This is a genomic window from Methanomassiliicoccales archaeon, assembly GCA_013415865.1.
In the GTDB taxonomy this organism is placed as follows: domain Archaea; phylum Thermoplasmatota; class Thermoplasmata; order Methanomassiliicoccales; family UBA472; genus MVRC01.
On the sequence record CP058896.1, the window covers coordinates 33758 to 50889 of the forward strand.

The following is a 17132-nucleotide window of genomic DNA, read 5'->3' on the forward strand; positions in this document are numbered from 1 at the left end:
AATAATTTTATGTAATAAAAAATATTCAAATTAAAAAGAGGCCTGAACAAGCCTCAATATTTCTTTAGTATCTCCGTGAAGAAACCGGAGTATAATGGCGCGATAGCATTGTTCCCAGTCATCCGGTCCTTGACAGACAGGGTCGTTACATATGCCTTCGAGTTCTTTATGAACAGCATATCATGGCCAACACAAAGCCCTAGGACTATGTTCAGCTGCGTGCCCGCCTGATTTAAAAGTTCCGCTTGATAAACTGGGTTGCAGACAGATTCGTTCACGCTCTTGATGCAATCCTCCGGGGGTATGTCGAACTCACCTTTTTTCATAGAGAAGTTGCGGCAGATGACAGAGCAGACCTCGAACCCCCTCGCCTCCAGCACCCTCGTGAGCTTAATGCCCTCGTCCCTGGCAGCAAGACAAAATGCCACGCCTATCTTTTTCCACCCCATAAGTTCTGCAAAGGCCATGATCTCTGAGATGCGTGGCCTGATGGGTGTAAGCACGCCGTTCACAGGTTGCATCGTGCCCCTTTCTACCTTCGAGGCGGTCTGCATTATTTTTTGGGTCTCTGGCTCATGATAGCGCTCGATGATCTCCTCACGCTTGATGTCCGAAACGTTCGTAGGGCAGTCCCTGAATCTGCCTGGTTCACCCGACTTGCATCCAGCATCGCCACATCTGTCACACCTTGGGAAGTCCATATTATCACAATCAGGTAAAACTTAAGGGAGTTAATATAACATCCTTTAAAAGTCGCATTTAAGAGGTGATACTATTACCGACGCATCCATAATTTTCACTTCAGGTAAGGTCAAATTAGGATCAGAATCAAGATCTGTGAAAAGCTTCCAAAGAAAAGAGATCCCTGATGACATCCATACTATGAAGAGGGTAAGGGATGCATTTTAAATCATAGGTCGGACACATCCCATCAAAGGTCATGGTCATATTAGGTGCGATTACACCATCTATAGTGTTTGAACCTCATGTTTCCAACCTTCTTTAAGCCATCTCCTCAAGAATGCTATCTGATCACCGAAATCACAATCCCAGGAAACAGGAAAATGAGCCTTCTAGATATTTTAACGAAAATAATAAAATTTAATGGCCATCTTGGCCTCGATCCTTTCGGCGGTAGAAAGCTGTTTATGATTTTTAACGATGAGATCTATTTCAAATAATTACAAATACCGTCTCATTAATTTGAGTGGGCCAATTAGATCAAGGCATAGATCTCATATTGCGATGGACCAATCTGTTTGAAGCAATTACCTGAGATTATATGTCCTGCGCCCATGGTATCAACGGCGTGGGACAGATTGTCATAAGGTTTGCTTTTCTCAGAAAAAACAGTTATGAGGTCAACATGCTAAGATCGAGATTGAAAAAAATGGGTGCCTGTTTGCTCGTGCAAACCAAATGCGGTTGAACCGCAGGGCTGAGAACATACCATAATAACTTGATCTGGGTAATGCCAGCGGAAGGAATGGAAATGACGTCGATAAACAAAGGGGACCTATGGTACCAGATGGTCCATGCAGTTGAATTGGTGAGGAAGACCAACCCGGTCGTGGGATCGATCACGAATACAGTGACGGTAAATTTTGTGGCAAATGCACAATTGGCCATAGGGGGTTCTGCGGCCATGGTATACCTACCTGACGAGGGGGAGTTCTTGGCGAAAAATGCTAGAGCCATGTACATCAATGCTGGCACTTTTTTACCAATATATGAACAGACTTTACCTCGAACGGTCAAGGCCTTGAACGAACATAATAGACCATGGGTCTTAGACCCGGTCGGTATAGGGATAGGGGCGCTTAGGACGGAGGTCTTACGATTTATCAAAGAAAATAAACCTAGCGTAATAAGAGGAAACGCCTCCGAGATAATCGCCTTGGCAGGTCTCTGGGGCCTCGACGGCGGGGATGATGAAAAAAGTGTGCGAGGTGTGGATGCCACCGATCCTGTCGCTTCGGCCAGGGATGCAGCGGTTTCTCTGGCCAAGTGGACAGAAGGTGCGGTGGTCGTCTCTGGCGAGACAGACCTTGTAACGGACGGTTCAGTTGAGGTATATTCATTTGGCGGGTCAAAGATGATGAAGAACATAACAGGTGCTGGTTGTTCTTTGGGAGGGGTCGTGGCTGTTTTCTCGTCTGTGGCCTCTCCATTCATCGCGGCGCTGACTGGAACCCAATTATATAATCTGGCCGCCAGTCGGGCCGAACGAAGGGCAAACGGTCCGGGAAGTTTTCAGACACACTTCTTGGACGAGATCTATAGATCCTCCGCAGAGGAGATCGCGAACAATCCTTTTGAGATAAAAGGGGTCTAGATGGATGCAGATAATCGTTTCCCGAGGAACGCAAACTTTTGAGAGAAGATAAGTTGACATCAGGGAGATTTCAAATAACGAGTATCTTCAAGTTCAAGCTCGAAATTAAAAAGGGGAAATTTGGGACTTTAAAATTGTAGTCATTATTGATATCACGTTTTGATGGGAAAATAAAACAAAGGATCATCATGGGGGCGATGGAATTGAAAAAAAGATTCGACATCTCCAACTATCTTGTGGTCGGACCCGAGAACACGAAGGGAAGGCCAGTTCATCACATAATCAAGGAAGCGGTCGGTGCGGGATTCACATGCGTGCAGATCCGTTCAAAGCTAGCATCGGCCAAAGATATGATAGACCTCACGCGCAGCGCCTCTCAGGTCATAGCGGAATCCGACAGGCCCGATAAGGTCGCATTGCTTGTCGATGATCGGCTCGATGTGGTCCTCGCCGCCAGAAAGTATGGCATAAAGGTCGACGGCATCCATGTTGGACAGAGTGACATACCCGTAGACGTGTGCAGAGAATATCTTGGAGAGGATTCCATAATCGGAGTATCCGCAAGGACCATCGATATGTTGGATTACGTTACAACCATAGATGCTGGGTTGATCGATTATTTGGGCGTGGGCCCGTTGCGTGAGACCAGGACAAAACCTGACTGTGGGATGGGCCCGGATGGTAAGGTGAGAACAATGGACCTCGATGAGATATCAGCACTCGCTCAGATGAGCCCGGTACCGGTCGTGGTCGGAGGTGGAGTGAAGCTCTCAGATGTACCGGGACTGGCTAGGACAGGGGTCGATGGTTTTTTTGTCGTCTCTGCCGTCACCGAGGCCGATGACCCTGGATTAGAGGCAAAAAAGCTGGTCGAGGCCTGGAGGTCAAATAAGATCAATAGATCCAGGATCCCGCGCTTGGCATGAGATTAAGAATCTTGAAATAAAATGGTGCAGGGGGTGCGATTTGAACGCACGGACCACTAAGGATAGGATCCTAAGTCCTACGCCGTTGGCCAAGCTTGGCTACCCCTGCTCTACAGCGCTGATGGAATGCATATAATTAATCCTTGCCATCCGCCAGCTTTTCAAGGAACTCGGTGACGTTCCTTATCGCCACCTCGCGTTTCTTAGGATATGTCTGGACCTTCCCCCTGACCGATATGATGTCGTCCCCCTTGGTCAATACCAGCTCTCCCAAGTAGGCCTTCTGCTTATCGATCCTGGCGAATATCTGGCACTCATCATCGACACGGCTTTCGATGGTATCGATCAGCGCCCTAATGTCATCCTTCGAAAACGATGAGAAGAACCTTTTGATGGCCTTCTTGTCCTTCAGGTTACCTTCCAACACCAGGATCTTATTGCCATGGTAACCTGTGGTGACATCCTTGTGGTATTCATCGAGCCCTGATACGTTCTTCAACGCCTGGAGGACCTTTCCCTCATCCTCGGTGGCATGAACGAAGGTTCGAAAATACACGGAACTGATGGTCATCGGGAACAGAAAGGGGTCCGGTTAGATAAAGCCTTCAAAGCTCACTCGAGCTTGACAAGCCTTTCATATCCATAGCCCACGAGGACCCTCCTGAACCCTGAAAGGTCGTAGTCCAATGAGCCGTCCCCGGTGTCGGCCCTCAACGTCTTCAGACCGTTGAGTTTGTTCCTCGTTGCAGCAATTATAATATGATCTATGCCGGCCCTCCTTATGACCTGCGGAGAGATCTGCTGGTTCCCCCTTCCGAAGATGAAACCTTGTCTACCTATCGGCGTAACGACTATCCACACATCTTTTTCGCTCACCATATGTGATAAGATATCCTTTTCGGACGCGTCCTTATGCACCATGCGTCTGTTTTTCACCAGGTCCACACCTAACAATGTCTTATCGATGCCCAACACCTTCCCGACGGCCTCGACCGTCGTCCCTGGCCCAAGCACGTACAATGCATCCGGAACCATCTTGTCAACGATGTAAGAGGCTATCTCCTGTTTCTCCTCCTCTTCCCCCTGGACCTCCATTGTGCCTTTTGGAAGCTGTACGAGATTAATATCATCGATGACCCTCAGATAACCCACGAGCTTGGCGGTCAGCACCCCTTCTCGGAACATGTCCTCGTCGATGTCCATCACCTCGGCCTCGACGGTCCTCCTATTGCCTTTAATGAACGATGAGATGAGCAGGCCCGCATCATGTGGATGGTTGGCGAACACGCCGGAATGCATCTTGACACCGGCCGGTATGCCGACACAGGTAATCGGGCCGTCCACACCCTCCATGACATCCCTCGCGGTACCATCGCCGCCACAGAATATTATCAGGTCACACCCCATCTGGCAGAAGAGCCTTACCACCTCGGTGGTGTCCTTCCCCTGGGTCACCTTTCCAGGATGATAGATGATTTCGTATGTCAACCCCATCTCTTCAAGAAGGCTCCCTCCCATCTCACCTCCCGCGGCCAAGAAATGTATGCCAGAGAGGTCTCCAGCGGAGATCAATGCTTCTTTGGCCCTTGAACGGGCCTTTGGAATGGCACCACGAGCGATCGCCTCATCCTTTGAGGCCCCGTCGGTCCCCTTAAGGCCGACGCTGCCGCCCATCCCCGCATAGGGGTTGATGACGAGACCGAACTTCATAGCCACTTGAACGACATGAACGGATAAAAAACAACAAGTTGCATGGACATGAGGTGCGGCGGCACTTCAACCGCCAGCACCTGGGAGAAATCATTGGGATCTTTTCACATGTGCAGCTGTGCAGGAGGTATCGGCTCAAGCTTAGCCTCACATGCGGACGGTCTGCTGGAGACGACCGCATCCGAGATCAGGGCAGGCCTAGGTCGAACGTGCTCTGCGGCCTCGTTACCGATGACCTCATCGATCTCCTCCCTCAGCGCAGAGAGAAAGGCCTGGTTCGCCTGAGCGCAGAACGAGTCGATCAATCTTATCACATTCCTGTCTATGATGCTGAACGCCTTGTTGAGCGGGAGGTTCTCACCTCCTTTCAACAACATGTCATTCTCGAAGATGTATGTGTTGTTCTCTATCGATCTGAGCTTGGAAACGCCTTCCTTTGCCTTCTCGATGCGCTCACCTTCAAAAGAGAACGGATTGATAGCGATGACGAATGTGAAGGACTTCATCTCTTTAGATATCTTCGCCACAATAGGTGCGATGCCGGTACCCGTCCCACCGCCCATCCCAGCGACAACGAAGACAAGGTCATTGCCCTTGATGACGTCGCGGATGGCCTCTTTGGCACATTCCCCACAATATTCCCCGACCTCGGGGAATCCGTTGGTGCCTTTCCCCTGCGTGACGTCCTTTCCTACCAGAAGCTTAGTGTCGGCAGCCACCCTTTGCAGAGACGATTCGTCTGTGTTTATAGCAACAGTATGAACATTGTTCTTGCAGCTCGAGTGTACGCTGCTCACTATATTGCTCCCTGCGCCCCCTATCCCAATGACGGCTATCTTAGGTTCCGTCATACCTTTCACCAGCGCGCCAACGAGCTGTTCTCGTTTAGCGATATGGTCCAGTTCCCCTGATCTCATTTGATTTCCCCCGGTGTCCATCCTAAGAGGTTTTCACACCGAGCCCCAACCCAGTGTGATGTGCATCCCATCCCTTCCAGCAGGCCCTCCCAAGGCCTTTAAGGCCTATCACATCCTTTCGAGGATCTTCCTCTCCCCATCGAACAGCTTGCCCTTCACTTCTTCGATCTTGTCCTTGGGCAGGAATTCGCGGCGGAGAACTTCCTCGACAGCAGATTCGAAGGAAGAGTAGTATCCCATCTCTACCATCCTCTCGATAATGCTGTGGACCGCCCCGGGCACCCTGATGGATACCCGGTCTGCCGAGTTCTTGAGGTGGATGCCTTCATCACGTTCGATGAAGGAGCGGATGGCGATCCTCGCGAGGTGCGACCTGTTGGAGAACTCAGGATGCTTTTCGACGAAATCATCAATCAGCTCGAGGTCTTCGGGTTCAAGCCTTAGCGATATTCTTTCTCCATCCACTATACCCAGTCCTCTTTCGGTGACAGACTTATGTATGACATTGTCATACTTAGTATTTAATAATATTCCATTTGTTATTATATTGTCATATTCTAATTATAAAATCCCTTGGCCAGAAATATGGTCATTATTGTAATTCCCTGACAATCATCCCGTTCCTCTGCACAAACGCTAATAATGTATTCTTCAATTACCAACGAACTCACAAGGTGCAGACATGCTCAGTAATCCGACCGAGATCGAGGCCAAATGGCAAGAAAAATGGTACTCAAGCAAGATCAATGAGGCCAACCGCGACGGTCGAAAAAAATTCATGATCATCTTCGCTTACCCAGGGGTGACCGGCTATCTTCATGTTGGTCACATGAGGGGATTTTCCTATGTCGATGACATCTCTCGATATATGAGGATGCGTGGATACAATGTGATGTTCCCAGTTGGCACGCACGCGACAGGAAATGGGCCGATATCTTTGGCAAAGAAGGTCCGTGCGGGAGATGAGAACACTATCTCCTACCTCCTCAGGAACGGCTGTCCAAAGGAAAGGCTTGAGGAGCTCAAGGACCCGGTCGGAGTGGTCGAGTTCTTCAACCAGGTATATGTTGAACAGTACTGGCGGCGCTTTGGATTCATGGCCGATTGGCGCAGATTCGCCTGCACCGTTCATGAAGAATATGGTAAGTTCATACAATGGCAGTTCAGAAAGCTCATGGAGGCAGGCCTTCTCATCCAAAAACCATATTATGCTCCGGCCTGCGTGAATTGCGGTCCGGTCGCCATAGATGCCTCTGAGACCGACATCTCCTGCGGTGGGAACGCTGAGACCACTGAGTACACGCTCATGAAGTTCAGGTGCGATGACCTGATATTGTTGGCGGCAACTCTGAGACCTGAGACGGTCTTTGGCCAGACCAATTTCTGGGTCAATCCCGAGGTCGAATATGTCAAGGTCAAGGTCGGGGAGGAGATATGGGTCATGAGCCGACCTTGTCTGGACAAAATGAGATACCAGAAAGAAGGTCTTACAGAGGTCGGAACGATCCATGGCCGCGACCTCATAGGCAAGTTCTGTACCGCTCCGATGACAGGGAGGAGGATACCTTGTCTACCTGCGTCGTTCTGTGACCCGAACGTGGGGACTGGCCTCGTTGTCAGCGTCCCATCCGACGCCCCTGATGACTGGGTCGCACTTATGATGCTGCAAAGGGATGAGGAGCTCTGCAGAAAATATGGTCTCGACGTCGATATGGTGAGGGCGATCGTGCCGATTGCGATCATTGACACCAAGGGCTGGGGCCCTATGCCGGCGGTGGAGATCGTTGAGAGGATGGGCATAACAACGTCCGGGGACCCGAGGCTCATCGAGGCTAAGAAGATAGTTTACAAGGAAGGGTTCCACGCTGGAAGGATGAACTCCAATTGCGGCAGATACTCGAACCTTCCGGTGGACAAGGCCAAAGAGATGATGAAGGAAGATATGCTGAGGGCGTCCGAGGCAGACCTATTCTATGACCTGTCTGAGAAGGTGGTCTGCAGGTGCGGGGAACCTGTTGTGATCAAGAAGGTCACCGATCAATGGTTCATCGACTATGCGAACGAGGACCTCACGGCCCGCAGCAAAGAGCATGCGAAAAAAATGCTGATAATGCCCACAGATTACATGACAAACATACAGGGTGTGCTCGATTGGTTCCGGGAGAGGGCATGTGTCAGACAGGGCAATTGGCTGGGCACGCGGTTCCCGTTCGATGAGAAATGGATAATAGAGGCGATCTCCGATTCCACGCTCTATCCTATTTATTATACGGTCTCTTTGTATGTGAACAACGGCTCCCTGAAGGCCGAGAACATGACCACAGAGTTCTTTGATCATGTCTTCCTCGGCAAAGGAGATATCGAAGAGGTCGTCAACGCGACCAAGCTTGAAAGGTCTTTGATCGAGAAGATAAAGGCCGACGTCGACTATTGGTATCCTCTCGATGTCAATCTTGGCGGAAAAGAGCATATGACCGTTCATTTCCCTGCGTTCGTAAAGAACCACGTGGCGATACTTCCTGAGGAAAAGCTTCCAAGGGGGATCTTTGTCAATTGGTATGTGATATCTAAGGCAGGAAAGATATCGAAATCCAAAGGCGGCGCACAACCGATACCGGGGGCCGCTGAGAAATACGGTGTGGACGCGCTGAGATTGTACTATGCCCATATCGCATCTCCCTTCGCTGACGTCGAGTGGGATGAGGAGGTCATAGAGAACTATGTGTCCAAGGTCGAAAAGGTCATGAGGACCGTGGAGGAACTCTCGTCCATCAGGTCGATGGGCCCCGCGTCAGGGATCGACATGTGGCTGCTCTCACGATTGAACTCAAGGCTCGAGAGGGTCATCTCTGCGATGTCCCAATTTGACCTGAAGACCTTGGCGAACGAGGCCTACTTCGAGATACCGAATGACCTGAGATGGTATGTCAGGCGGGGTGGTGGGAACGCAGAGACCATCTCCAAGGCGCTCAGCGTCTGGGTGAGGATGATGGCCCCGATAACACCGCACATCGCCGAGGAGATGTGGGAGCATCTTGGGAACAGAGGGTTCGTCACAGACGCCTCTTTCCCTGAGCCTGACACATCATTGTGCTCATTGCGGTCAGAGATCGCTGAGGACTATCTCAGGGCATTGATGGACGACATAAATGAGATACTGAAGGTGACCAAGATCGCACCGAAAAGGGTGTTGATTTATACGACGCCATCTTGGAAGGAGAAGGGCATGGTCATGGCCCTCGAACTAGCAGAGAAGGGGGAGCTCAAGGTGCCCACGCTCACAAAGGCCATGATGCAAGATGAACATATCAAGAAGCATGGGAAAGAAGCGTCAGATTATGCCCGAAAGACGGCGGAAGACCTTCTAAAAAGGTCGAAGGTGGAGCTGGATAAGCTGAAGTCAGTATTCGATGAACTTGAGTTCATCAGGTCCGCATTGCCCTTCCTGATAAAGGAGTTCGGGTGTGAGGTCGCGGTGTTCAATGCAGATGACCCGCAGCGTCCAGACCCCCAGAACAAGGCACGAATGGCTCAGCCTCGGAGACCCGCGATCTACGTCGAGTAGGATGCCATATCTTCCACTCCCCGAAAGTAACGCAATCTTAGATATATCCCCGTATGAAATCCTTAATAAGCCATTGCCTGAGGGGGAGGGGCTCGTACGTTATTCGAGGGGTTGGCCAAGACCATAGTCAGACATCATAAGAAGATAATACTGTTGTGGGTAATGCTCCTCATCATTGCCATCCCATTCGCGCCGCTGGCTAGGGATGCAGTTGTCTACGACGACAGGGCGGGCGCCGAGGATCTGGAACTGGGATCGGTCAAGGCACAAAAGTGGATAGACGATAATTTCGCCAGTTCATCGGGCTCTGGATCCATCATCTTGGTCATGGTCTCCCCTGACGCTTTCAGTGCAGAGACAAGGCAGATAGTCTATGAGCTCACCGCCAAGATAATCAGAGGTTCCCCAGTCTTTGGAGGAGAGCTGAAGGACAATGCCACGGTGCAAAGCGTCTACTCTATGGTGTCACAATACGCTGCTGGATATCTGATAGGGACCAACGATGCGTATTATGAGGTCTTCGACGAGATGAACTCGACAAGATATCTCATCTTTGGTATCCCGATGAACTTTAGAGAGATCTACAATCAAACGGTAGATGTCCAGGCTTTGCTTTTCGGCCTTCCTTCAATGTATAAAGACATCTGGGATCAGGTGAACTTCACCATTCCGGGCTCCGCTATGGAAGATATCGATAATGTCACCTATTTCCAGGCAAGAATGTCGGCCGAGGCATATCTGACCTCGAAGGGGGCCGATGAGGTCGAGAGGGCCTTGACGATGTCCTATCTTGAGCACTTCTCTTCATCCTGGAACTCCACTGCACACATCCCGGCGGTCAACAGCTCCTCAACGTCACGGCTTGAGGCCTCCCTGATGTCAGGTTTCGTTTCATTCACCAACGGGACCACCTTCCTATCGATACCAGAGGATGATCGCCTTTTCATTAGCGCCGTCTTTACCTCCTTTTCCCTTGATGATCATGAGGATATTCAAACAAGGAACTCATTCTGCGACGAGATCTTCTCAGGATACCTGACGAAGATGCTCGAGGATATGCCAGGGCAACGCGCCTCATTGGCCATGACCTACTATTCTATTTTCTATCAAGCTTGGACCTCTGATCTGGATGGTGTCAACGAGACCGAATATCGCAACATCATATCGTCCTCGGTCAGTTCAGTATCTGCCCATATTTCAATTGAGGATGCGATGGTGTTCCAGACATTGTTTGAACAACTTGGTTGGACCGGTTGGGAAAGCGATGAGCGCCTATGTCAGATCGTGTCTGAGGTCGTGTCCGAGGTCACAGGTGTGGAGAGGTGGTTGGTCAAAGAGGTGGCCGATGCAGGGCGCAGGCCTTCCATGTTCAAACTATCCTTATTGGCCGATAAGATCGTCCAGAACCGTTCGCTTGCAAATTTCCCTATCCCTTTGGTACCGGCCATGGTTCAAGGTTTCATTAATGTCCCTAAGAACGACACCATGCTGATATTGCTGTCCTTCCGTGGGCCGGGCGGCGAACTTACCTCAGGTTCTGACGATGTGAAGGAGATCAGGAGCATGATCGATGAGGTCCTGGAAGGTCGTCCTGAGGTCAAGATCTATGTCACCGGGACGGGAGCGATTGGACAGGACATAGAGGAATCGGTAAAAAAGGACATCGAGAGGATAGACCCATTCACCATCGCGCTGGTGCTCATATTGATAGGCCTGTATTTCCGGTCCTTCGTTGCCTCTGCCGTCCCTCCTGTCATAATAGGGCTTGGCGTCGGCGTTGCTTATGCCACGGTCTATTTCCTCGGTACTTACTTCCTCGACATCAACTACTACCTTTTGACGCTTCTTTTGACATCGATGCTCGGGGCGGGGTGTGATTATTGCATCTTTATCCTTTCCAGGTATCGGGAGGAAAGGAGAAAGGGTTCCACCAAAGAACAGGCGGTGGTGACATCCGTCACATGGGCGGGCGAGGCGATCACCATATCAGGCCTCACGGTCATCATAGGTTTCGGTGCTCTTTCGTTAGGGTCACTGGATGTGATGAGATCGATGGGGCTCTTGGCCGTGGGCATAGTCTGTGCCCTATTATTGGCGCTCACGCTCCTCCCATCAATATTGATGTTGTTGGGCGATAGGATGTTCTGGCCCTCGATAATCATATCTCAAAGAGGACCTAAGATGAAAGGATACTTCACGAGGAGCGCAAAGTTCGCGATCAAACATGCCAAGGCGATCTTGGCCGTTTCCATCCTCGTCTCGGTCCCAGCATCGTATCTGTCCATCTCGTTGGAGACGAGCTATGATTTCATCGGTACAATGCCAGATACAGAGTCGAAGACAGGACTGGCGCAGATGTCCGACGGCTTCGGCGGGGGAAAGATCACCCCCACCGAGGTAGGGGTCGAGCTGAGCACGTCCATCTTCAATTCGACCGGAGGCTGGGACCTCGACAACATGGACAGGATCGAGGCCTTATGTGCTGCTTTAAGCGAATTGGACAACGTCAATATCGTGACCTCACCGACGAGACCATACGGAGCACCTATAGATTATTCGTCAATATCGGGCAACAGTTCGATCGAGGCGATGCTCTACGATCAGATCATGAGGACAATGGTCGGAGCCAATGCAACGGCAGTGCTGGTGACGGTGATACTTGAGGAGGAACCATTCTCGCCGGTCTCCATAGAGAGCATAAAGGACATAAGGGAGGTAGTTGACGGCCTCGTCCGTTCAGATACCGGGTTCGATGCCATATATGTCGGGGGAGGGACCGCCATGATGTACGACGTTGCGCATACGACGCAGGAGGATTTCAGGACGATCGTGCTGGTCGTGATCGTCCTGATATATGTCGTTCTTCTTGTGATGCTCGGCTCTGTTATAAACCCTATAAGATCGATACTCACCATACTCGTCAGCATCTCATGGACCCTTGCTGGTGCGATGATAATTTTTGAACAAATATTCGGCCAGACAATCAACTGGCTTGTCCCGCTCATCCTATTGGTCGTCTGCCTTGGCCTTGGAATGGACTATGATATCCTCCTTTCCACGAGGGTTAGGGAAGAGACCTATCGCGGCCTCCCCAACAACGATGCCATCATCCATTCGGTCGAGCAGACGGGAGGGATAATCACGGCATGCGGCATCATCATGGCCGGGGCCTTCGGCACGATGATGCTCTCCCAGGGATGGTTGCTCCGGGAATTCGGGTTCGTATTGATGTTCGCGATATTGCTCGATGCAACTGTTGTGAGGATCTACATGGTCCCAGCGATCATGTCCTTGCTCGGGAGATGGAACTGGTGGATGCCGAAGAGGTTAAAAAGGACCTAGGACGCTCACAGCATCGGAAGTAAGGAGCTAGAACTAAGCGTTCCAGTACATCTCATTCGCCCCATCGTTTGAACTTGTCATTCTCCTGTCCTAACCGGTCCAAGATCTTACCCACCACGAAATCCAGCATCTCGTCGACCGTTCTCGGGTGCGAGTAGAATCCCGGGCATGCTGGAAGGATGACCCCGCCTGCCCTGCTGACCCTCAGTTCGTTCTCGATCATCGTCTGTGATATAGGGGTCTCCCTTGGGACGAGGATCAAGGTCCTGCCCTCTTTCAAACATACCGACGCTGCCCTGGTGATCAGCGTGTCCGCGATACCGACCGCTATCTTCCCAAGGCTTGATTCCGAGCAAGGACAGATGACCATACCATCGTACTTGTAAGAGCCTGATGCTATCGGGGCGAACATGTCATGGTCGTCTAATACCAGGTCAGCCAAGGCCTCGACGTCATTGACGCTCATATCAGTCTCCATCTCGACAATTCGTTTGGCCGTATCGGACATTACGAGTATCTTCTCCCCCTTGAGGGATTGGAGCAACCTTATGCCATAGGGGGCGCCGGAGGCCCCGGTCATAGCGATTACGAATCTCACACGTTCGTGTAGGGCGCGCAGGCTATATGAACCCTGTTCCCCTTCAGAGGCATGGCCATATGTGTTCTGAACTAAAGAAATTGTTATATATGGGTACCATATTAGAGGGCGACAGCATTATCATCTATTCATATAGAAATTGAAGTGCTGGTAGAGGTTGATTGAAATGGTTACTATCTATGATGTCCCCTCAGAGAAGGTCATCATGAAGCTCGCGGGAAAGCTGAAGGAGACAAAGGGCATTTCCCCTCCCGAATGGGCCGACTTCGTCAAGACGGGGAGGCACACCGAAAAGGCACCGGTCCAGCCAGACTGGTGGTACACCCGCGCGGCGTCAGTCCTTCGGAAGGTCTACATAAAGGGCCCCATAGGAACTTCAAGGCTTGCAGCCGAGTATGGCGGATTTGCTGACAGGGGCTCGAAGCCCAACAAGGCCGTCAAAGGCTCGAGGTCGATCGCGAGGAAATGCCTCATGCAGCTCGAGTCCAGCGGTCTGGTAGCGAAGGACAAGAACAACGGCCGTGTTGTGACCCCGAAGGGACAGGCACTGCTTGACAGCACTGCCAAGGAAGTTTACGACGAGATCAATAAGTGATCCTGGAGGTATCTGCTATGGAAGATGCTGAGCTGGAGATGCTTCGACGTAAGAAGTTGCAAGAGCTTCAGCAGCAGCAATCCCAGGCCGCCGCGGCGCAAGAACAGGAGCGCCAGATCGAGGCCCAGCGCCAAGCTATAATGCGCCAGGTGCTGACCCCGGAGGCCAGGGACAGGTTGGCGACGGTGAAGCTCGGCTATCCTGAGGTCGCAAGGATGGTAGAGGACCAATTGATAAGGTTGGCCTCCGCAGGACAGATCCCAAAGCCCATCGACGAGCCTACGTTGAAGCAGATATTGAGGAGAGTTGCGCCCCAAAAAAGGGAGATCAACATCGAGAGGAAATGATTGTTATGGCAACCAATAAGCCGACGGCTATGAAGAGACGCCTCATGAAGAAGATGAATCAGAACCGAAGGGTACCTGCATGGGTCATGATGCGGACCAACCGCACGTTCGTACGTCACCCTCACAGGCGGAGCTGGAGACACAGCAAGCTTAAGGAGTGATACAAATGGCAGATGCAGCTGAGGAGAAGCAGGTCGTTTATACAATACCCCTACGGGGCGTCAGGACGGTCCCAAGGACCGAAAGGGCCAACAAGGCGGTCAAGGTCATCCGTGAATACATCATCAGGCATATGAAGGCAGAACCCGAAAAGGTCTGGATAGACACAAAGGTCAACGAGGCGCTTTGGGCCAGGTCCATGCAGTCCCCCCCATCCGTGATCAAGGTCAGGGCGGTACGGTTCGAGGACGGCCTGGTCGAGGTCTCCTTGCCCGAAGAACAGTAAGATCGGTGCCAAGGGAATGTTAAAACTGTCTTCGTATAACGGCGTCGAGTTCGTCGGTGTATATGCAAAGGCGAACGAGCTTCTAGCACTTGCACCAAACGACGCCGAAAAGTTCTTCATCGACGACGTGGAGGAGTCGCTCGGGGTCGAGGTCAAGCGGTCTACCATAGCCGGGACCAATCTCCTCGGCTCACTGATCGCGATGAATTCTTATGGGGCCGTGGTGACCTCTATGGCAATGGATTCCGAGGTCGACATGCTGTCCAGGAAAATGAATGTTGCAAGAATAGAGGACAGGCTGAATGCGGCCGGTAACAACATCCTGGTCAACGACAACGGGGCAATCGTCAACCCTGATGTTCACGAGATGACCTTGAAACTGATAGAGGAGACCTTGCAGGTCGAAGTGGTGCCGTCAAGCATCGCTGGGCACAAGGTCGTCGGGTCTGTCTGTTCTGCCACCAACAAAGGTGTCCTATGCCACCCCGATACAAAGAGGTCAGAGCTCGAACTGATAAGGTCGGTGCTTAAGGTCCCATCAGCGATAGGGACGCTCAACTACGGTTCCCCGATGGTGGGCGCTTCGATCATCGCCAACTCAAAGGGTGGCGTGGTAGGATTCAGGTCAACGCCGATAGAGCTTGGCAGGGTCGAGGACGCGCTGGTCTTATATTGACCCCCCCTTTACAAAGAAAATATCCAATATTCCGTGCTCTTCGGAAGGTCTTCTGGCTGGAACTCCACCTCGTTCCCGACCTTGTTGACCTTCTCTGGTCTGGCCATCCTTTCAAACTCGTCTAACGTTTGGATAGATAATGATAGGCCGCCGACCCGGTAATGCATCGGCACCGCGATCTTTGGTCGTATCATGTCGATTAGACGATGGGCCTCTGCAGCATTGATCGTGAAGACTCCCCCGACTGGAATGAAAAGAACATCCACTTCGCCTATCTTTTCGATCTGGTCTTTGCTCAAGAGATGGCCAAGGTCCCCGAAATGACAGAACCTCACACCGTCGACCTCGAATTTGAAGATGACATCCTTGCCTCTCTTACCTCCTTGCTCGGCGTCGTGGAAGGCTTGGACGCCCAAGATTTTGATACCTTTCTCTGTCCTTTCACCAGGCTCCTTGATGGTCGTAAAATCTCCCTTGACTATCCTGATGCAATTGTGATCAAAGTGGTCGTGGCTGACCAGCACTATGTCCGCTTTGACGACCGGTTGCTTGATACCGATCGATTTCCCATCGTGAGGGTCCGTTACGACCACAACTCCATCTTTGACCGAAAAGCAGGAATGTCCGTGCCAGATGATCCTCATCAGAAGACCTCACTTTTGCTCAGATGGTTCGAACTCCGTACCGCATGCGGGGCATCTTTCGTCCTCTCTGTACACCCTCTCGTTGCATTCAGGGCATATCTCTATCATCTCTTCAAAGCAGGAGACCTCAAGGTGTGCTGGTGACCAATCGATCGCGAGCTGGGATATGCCCGTGACGACCATCAGTCCAGACACCACGACGATGCTCCAGGCCCCTAAAATACCTAAGGTCGAGGACATCATGATCGATGTGATGTAAAGGACCACGCCCGCTAATAAGATGCTCATAAATAGAACACTCTTGCGGTTTTTAGGGTCGAATCTCCATTTGAAGAGCCTGTCCGCCTTGAAAGTCTTTCTTTTTTCAGGTCTTTCAGCCATCAGAGGGGGAGAATCTTTACCACTTTCCAGAATGTTTTCGGGCGCCGGCTCGCTTTTTATCTCCATGATGGGCAAAGCCTCGTCTGCAACTACGGACTCCTTGGTAACAATCTCAGATGAAGGCTCGACGACAGTAGCATCACCACCTACCTCTTCTGGGGCCGGCTCGGTCGCCGTGAACGTCACCGTGGTGTTCGGTTTTTCCTCATCGATCACAGGCCTGACCTCAGGCGGCTCGATCGTTTCTCTTTCCTTGGCCACGCTCTCTATGGTCTTTTCCGATACAACATCTGTATTCTTCTCGATGGACGTGTCGTGATGTCCGACCGGCTCTTTCTTGACGATCGTCGCCTCTATCTTCTTCGATAGATCCTCTGTCACCTCGAGCTGCCTTGTCTCTTTGCTAAGCTTCTCTAGCGCATCTATCTGGAGCTCCCACTCGTCGACCTGATCAAATTTTTGACCGCAAAAATCACACTGCTTTGCCGTGGGTTTGTTCCTTAGGCCACAGCGAGAGCACTCCTTGAACCCCGATCTGTTCTCCATCCTTTCCGACCTTGTAGCATAGTTCTGTCTAATAATTCTTTTGAGTTTGAACTGGTATCGAAAATGTATAAACTAGGTTGTTGAAGACCGCTCCCATTATCAAAA

17 protein-coding genes, 1 tRNA gene and 1 riboswitch are annotated in these 17132 nt (G+C 51.1%); of the genes, 9 read left to right on the plus strand and 9 right to left on the minus strand.

The genetic code is table 11. The annotated features are described in order from the left end of the window. Nucleotides 1-53 precede the first annotated feature (53 nt). Nucleotides 54-701: a DUF1847 domain-containing protein gene (locus tag HPY73_00155; protein ID QLH74020.1), complete on the minus strand. Its 648-nt coding sequence runs from the start codon at nt 699-701 to the stop codon at nt 54-56. 679 nt (nt 702-1380) lie between these two features. After that, a riboswitch (TPP riboswitch) is annotated at nt 1381-1503 on the plus strand. On the opposite strand from HPY73_00155, the gene thiM reads away from it, so the two are divergent. Beyond that, nucleotides 1493-2335 (plus strand): hydroxyethylthiazole kinase, encoded by an 843-nt coding sequence (thiM, locus tag HPY73_00160; GenBank protein ID QLH75579.1) that lies wholly within the window; start codon nt 1493-1495, stop codon nt 2333-2335. It overlaps the preceding riboswitch by 11 nt. A gap of 197 nt (nt 2336-2532) precedes the next feature. Next, nucleotides 2533-3261: a thiamine phosphate synthase gene (locus HPY73_00165; GenBank protein ID QLH74021.1), complete on the plus strand. Its 729-nt coding sequence runs from the start codon at nt 2533-2535 to the stop codon at nt 3259-3261. 22 nt (nt 3262-3283) lie between these two features. Here the strand turns inward: HPY73_00165 and HPY73_00170 are convergent. From HPY73_00170 to HPY73_00190, 5 genes are all read right to left on the minus strand, one after another. Further along, a tRNA-Leu gene (locus HPY73_00170) sits at nt 3284-3370 on the minus strand. 27 nt (nt 3371-3397) lie between these two features. Next, nucleotides 3398-3832: an exosome protein gene (locus HPY73_00175; GenBank protein ID QLH74022.1), complete on the minus strand. Its 435-nt coding sequence runs from the start codon at nt 3830-3832 to the stop codon at nt 3398-3400. Between the two features lie 41 nt (nt 3833-3873). After that, nucleotides 3874-4971 carry an ATP-NAD kinase family protein gene (locus HPY73_00180; protein QLH74023.1) on the minus strand — a complete coding sequence of 366 codons (1098 nt, stop codon included), beginning with the start codon at nt 4969-4971 and terminating at the stop codon, nt 3874-3876. Nucleotides 4972-5075: 104 nt separating this feature from the next. Then, on the minus strand, nt 5076-5888 hold the full coding sequence (locus tag HPY73_00185) for a hypothetical protein (protein ID QLH74024.1): 813 nt from the start codon (nt 5886-5888) through the stop codon (nt 5076-5078). 108 nt (nt 5889-5996) lie between these two features. Beyond that, nucleotides 5997-6353 (minus strand): hypothetical protein, encoded by a 357-nt coding sequence (locus HPY73_00190; protein ID QLH74025.1) that lies wholly within the window; start codon nt 6351-6353, stop codon nt 5997-5999. Between the two features lie 217 nt (nt 6354-6570). On the opposite strand from HPY73_00190, the gene leuS reads away from it, so the two are divergent. After that, nucleotides 6571-9453, plus strand: coding sequence for a leucine--tRNA ligase (gene leuS / locus HPY73_00195; protein ID QLH74026.1), 2883 nt, complete (start codon nt 6571-6573; stop codon nt 9451-9453). A gap of 111 nt (nt 9454-9564) precedes the next feature. Continuing rightward, the gene (locus tag HPY73_00200; GenBank protein ID QLH74027.1) at nt 9565-12795 is read left to right on the plus strand and encodes an MMPL family transporter; all 3231 of its coding nucleotides are present in this window, start codon (nt 9565-9567) and stop codon (nt 12793-12795) included. A gap of 52 nt (nt 12796-12847) precedes the next feature. Here HPY73_00200 and HPY73_00205 read toward each other — a convergent pair whose 3' ends face one another. Beyond that, a complete protein-coding gene (locus HPY73_00205) occupies nt 12848-13393 on the minus strand; it encodes a UbiX family flavin prenyltransferase (GenBank protein QLH74028.1) in 546 nt (181 codons plus the stop codon). Between the two features lie 166 nt (nt 13394-13559). Between HPY73_00205 and HPY73_00210 the strand changes: the two genes are divergently transcribed. Genes HPY73_00210 through HPY73_00230 form a run of 5 tightly spaced genes read left to right on the plus strand, consistent with a single transcriptional unit; the run spans nt 13560 to nt 15456 of the window. After that, entirely contained in the window at nt 13560-13988 is a 429-nt protein-coding gene (locus tag HPY73_00210; protein QLH75580.1) for a 30S ribosomal protein S19e, read from the plus strand. Nucleotides 13989-14005: 17 nt separating this feature from the next. After that, complete coding sequence (locus tag HPY73_00215) at nt 14006-14335, plus strand: DNA-binding protein (protein ID QLH74029.1); 330 nt, start codon at nt 14006-14008, stop codon at nt 14333-14335. 5 nt (nt 14336-14340) lie between these two features. Beyond that, complete coding sequence (locus HPY73_00220; protein ID QLH74030.1) at nt 14341-14496, plus strand: 50S ribosomal protein L39e; 156 nt, start codon at nt 14341-14343, stop codon at nt 14494-14496. A 5-nt stretch (nt 14497-14501) separates the two neighbouring features. Further along, nucleotides 14502-14780 carry a 50S ribosomal protein L31e gene (locus tag HPY73_00225; protein ID QLH74031.1) on the plus strand — a complete coding sequence of 93 codons (279 nt, stop codon included), beginning with the start codon at nt 14502-14504 and terminating at the stop codon, nt 14778-14780. A gap of 16 nt (nt 14781-14796) precedes the next feature. Further along, the gene (locus tag HPY73_00230) at nt 14797-15456 is read left to right on the plus strand and encodes a translation initiation factor IF-6 (protein ID QLH74032.1); all 660 of its coding nucleotides are present in this window, start codon (nt 14797-14799) and stop codon (nt 15454-15456) included. 8 nt (nt 15457-15464) lie between these two features. On the opposite strand, the gene HPY73_00235 is transcribed toward HPY73_00230, so the two are convergent. Further along, a complete protein-coding gene (locus HPY73_00235; protein ID QLH74033.1) occupies nt 15465-16100 on the minus strand; it encodes an MBL fold metallo-hydrolase in 636 nt (211 codons plus the stop codon). Between the two features lie 9 nt (nt 16101-16109). Then, nucleotides 16110-17027, minus strand: a complete 918-nt coding sequence (locus HPY73_00240; GenBank protein ID QLH74034.1) for a hypothetical protein — start codon at nt 17025-17027, stop codon at nt 16110-16112. Nucleotides 17028-17132 lie beyond the last annotated feature (105 nt).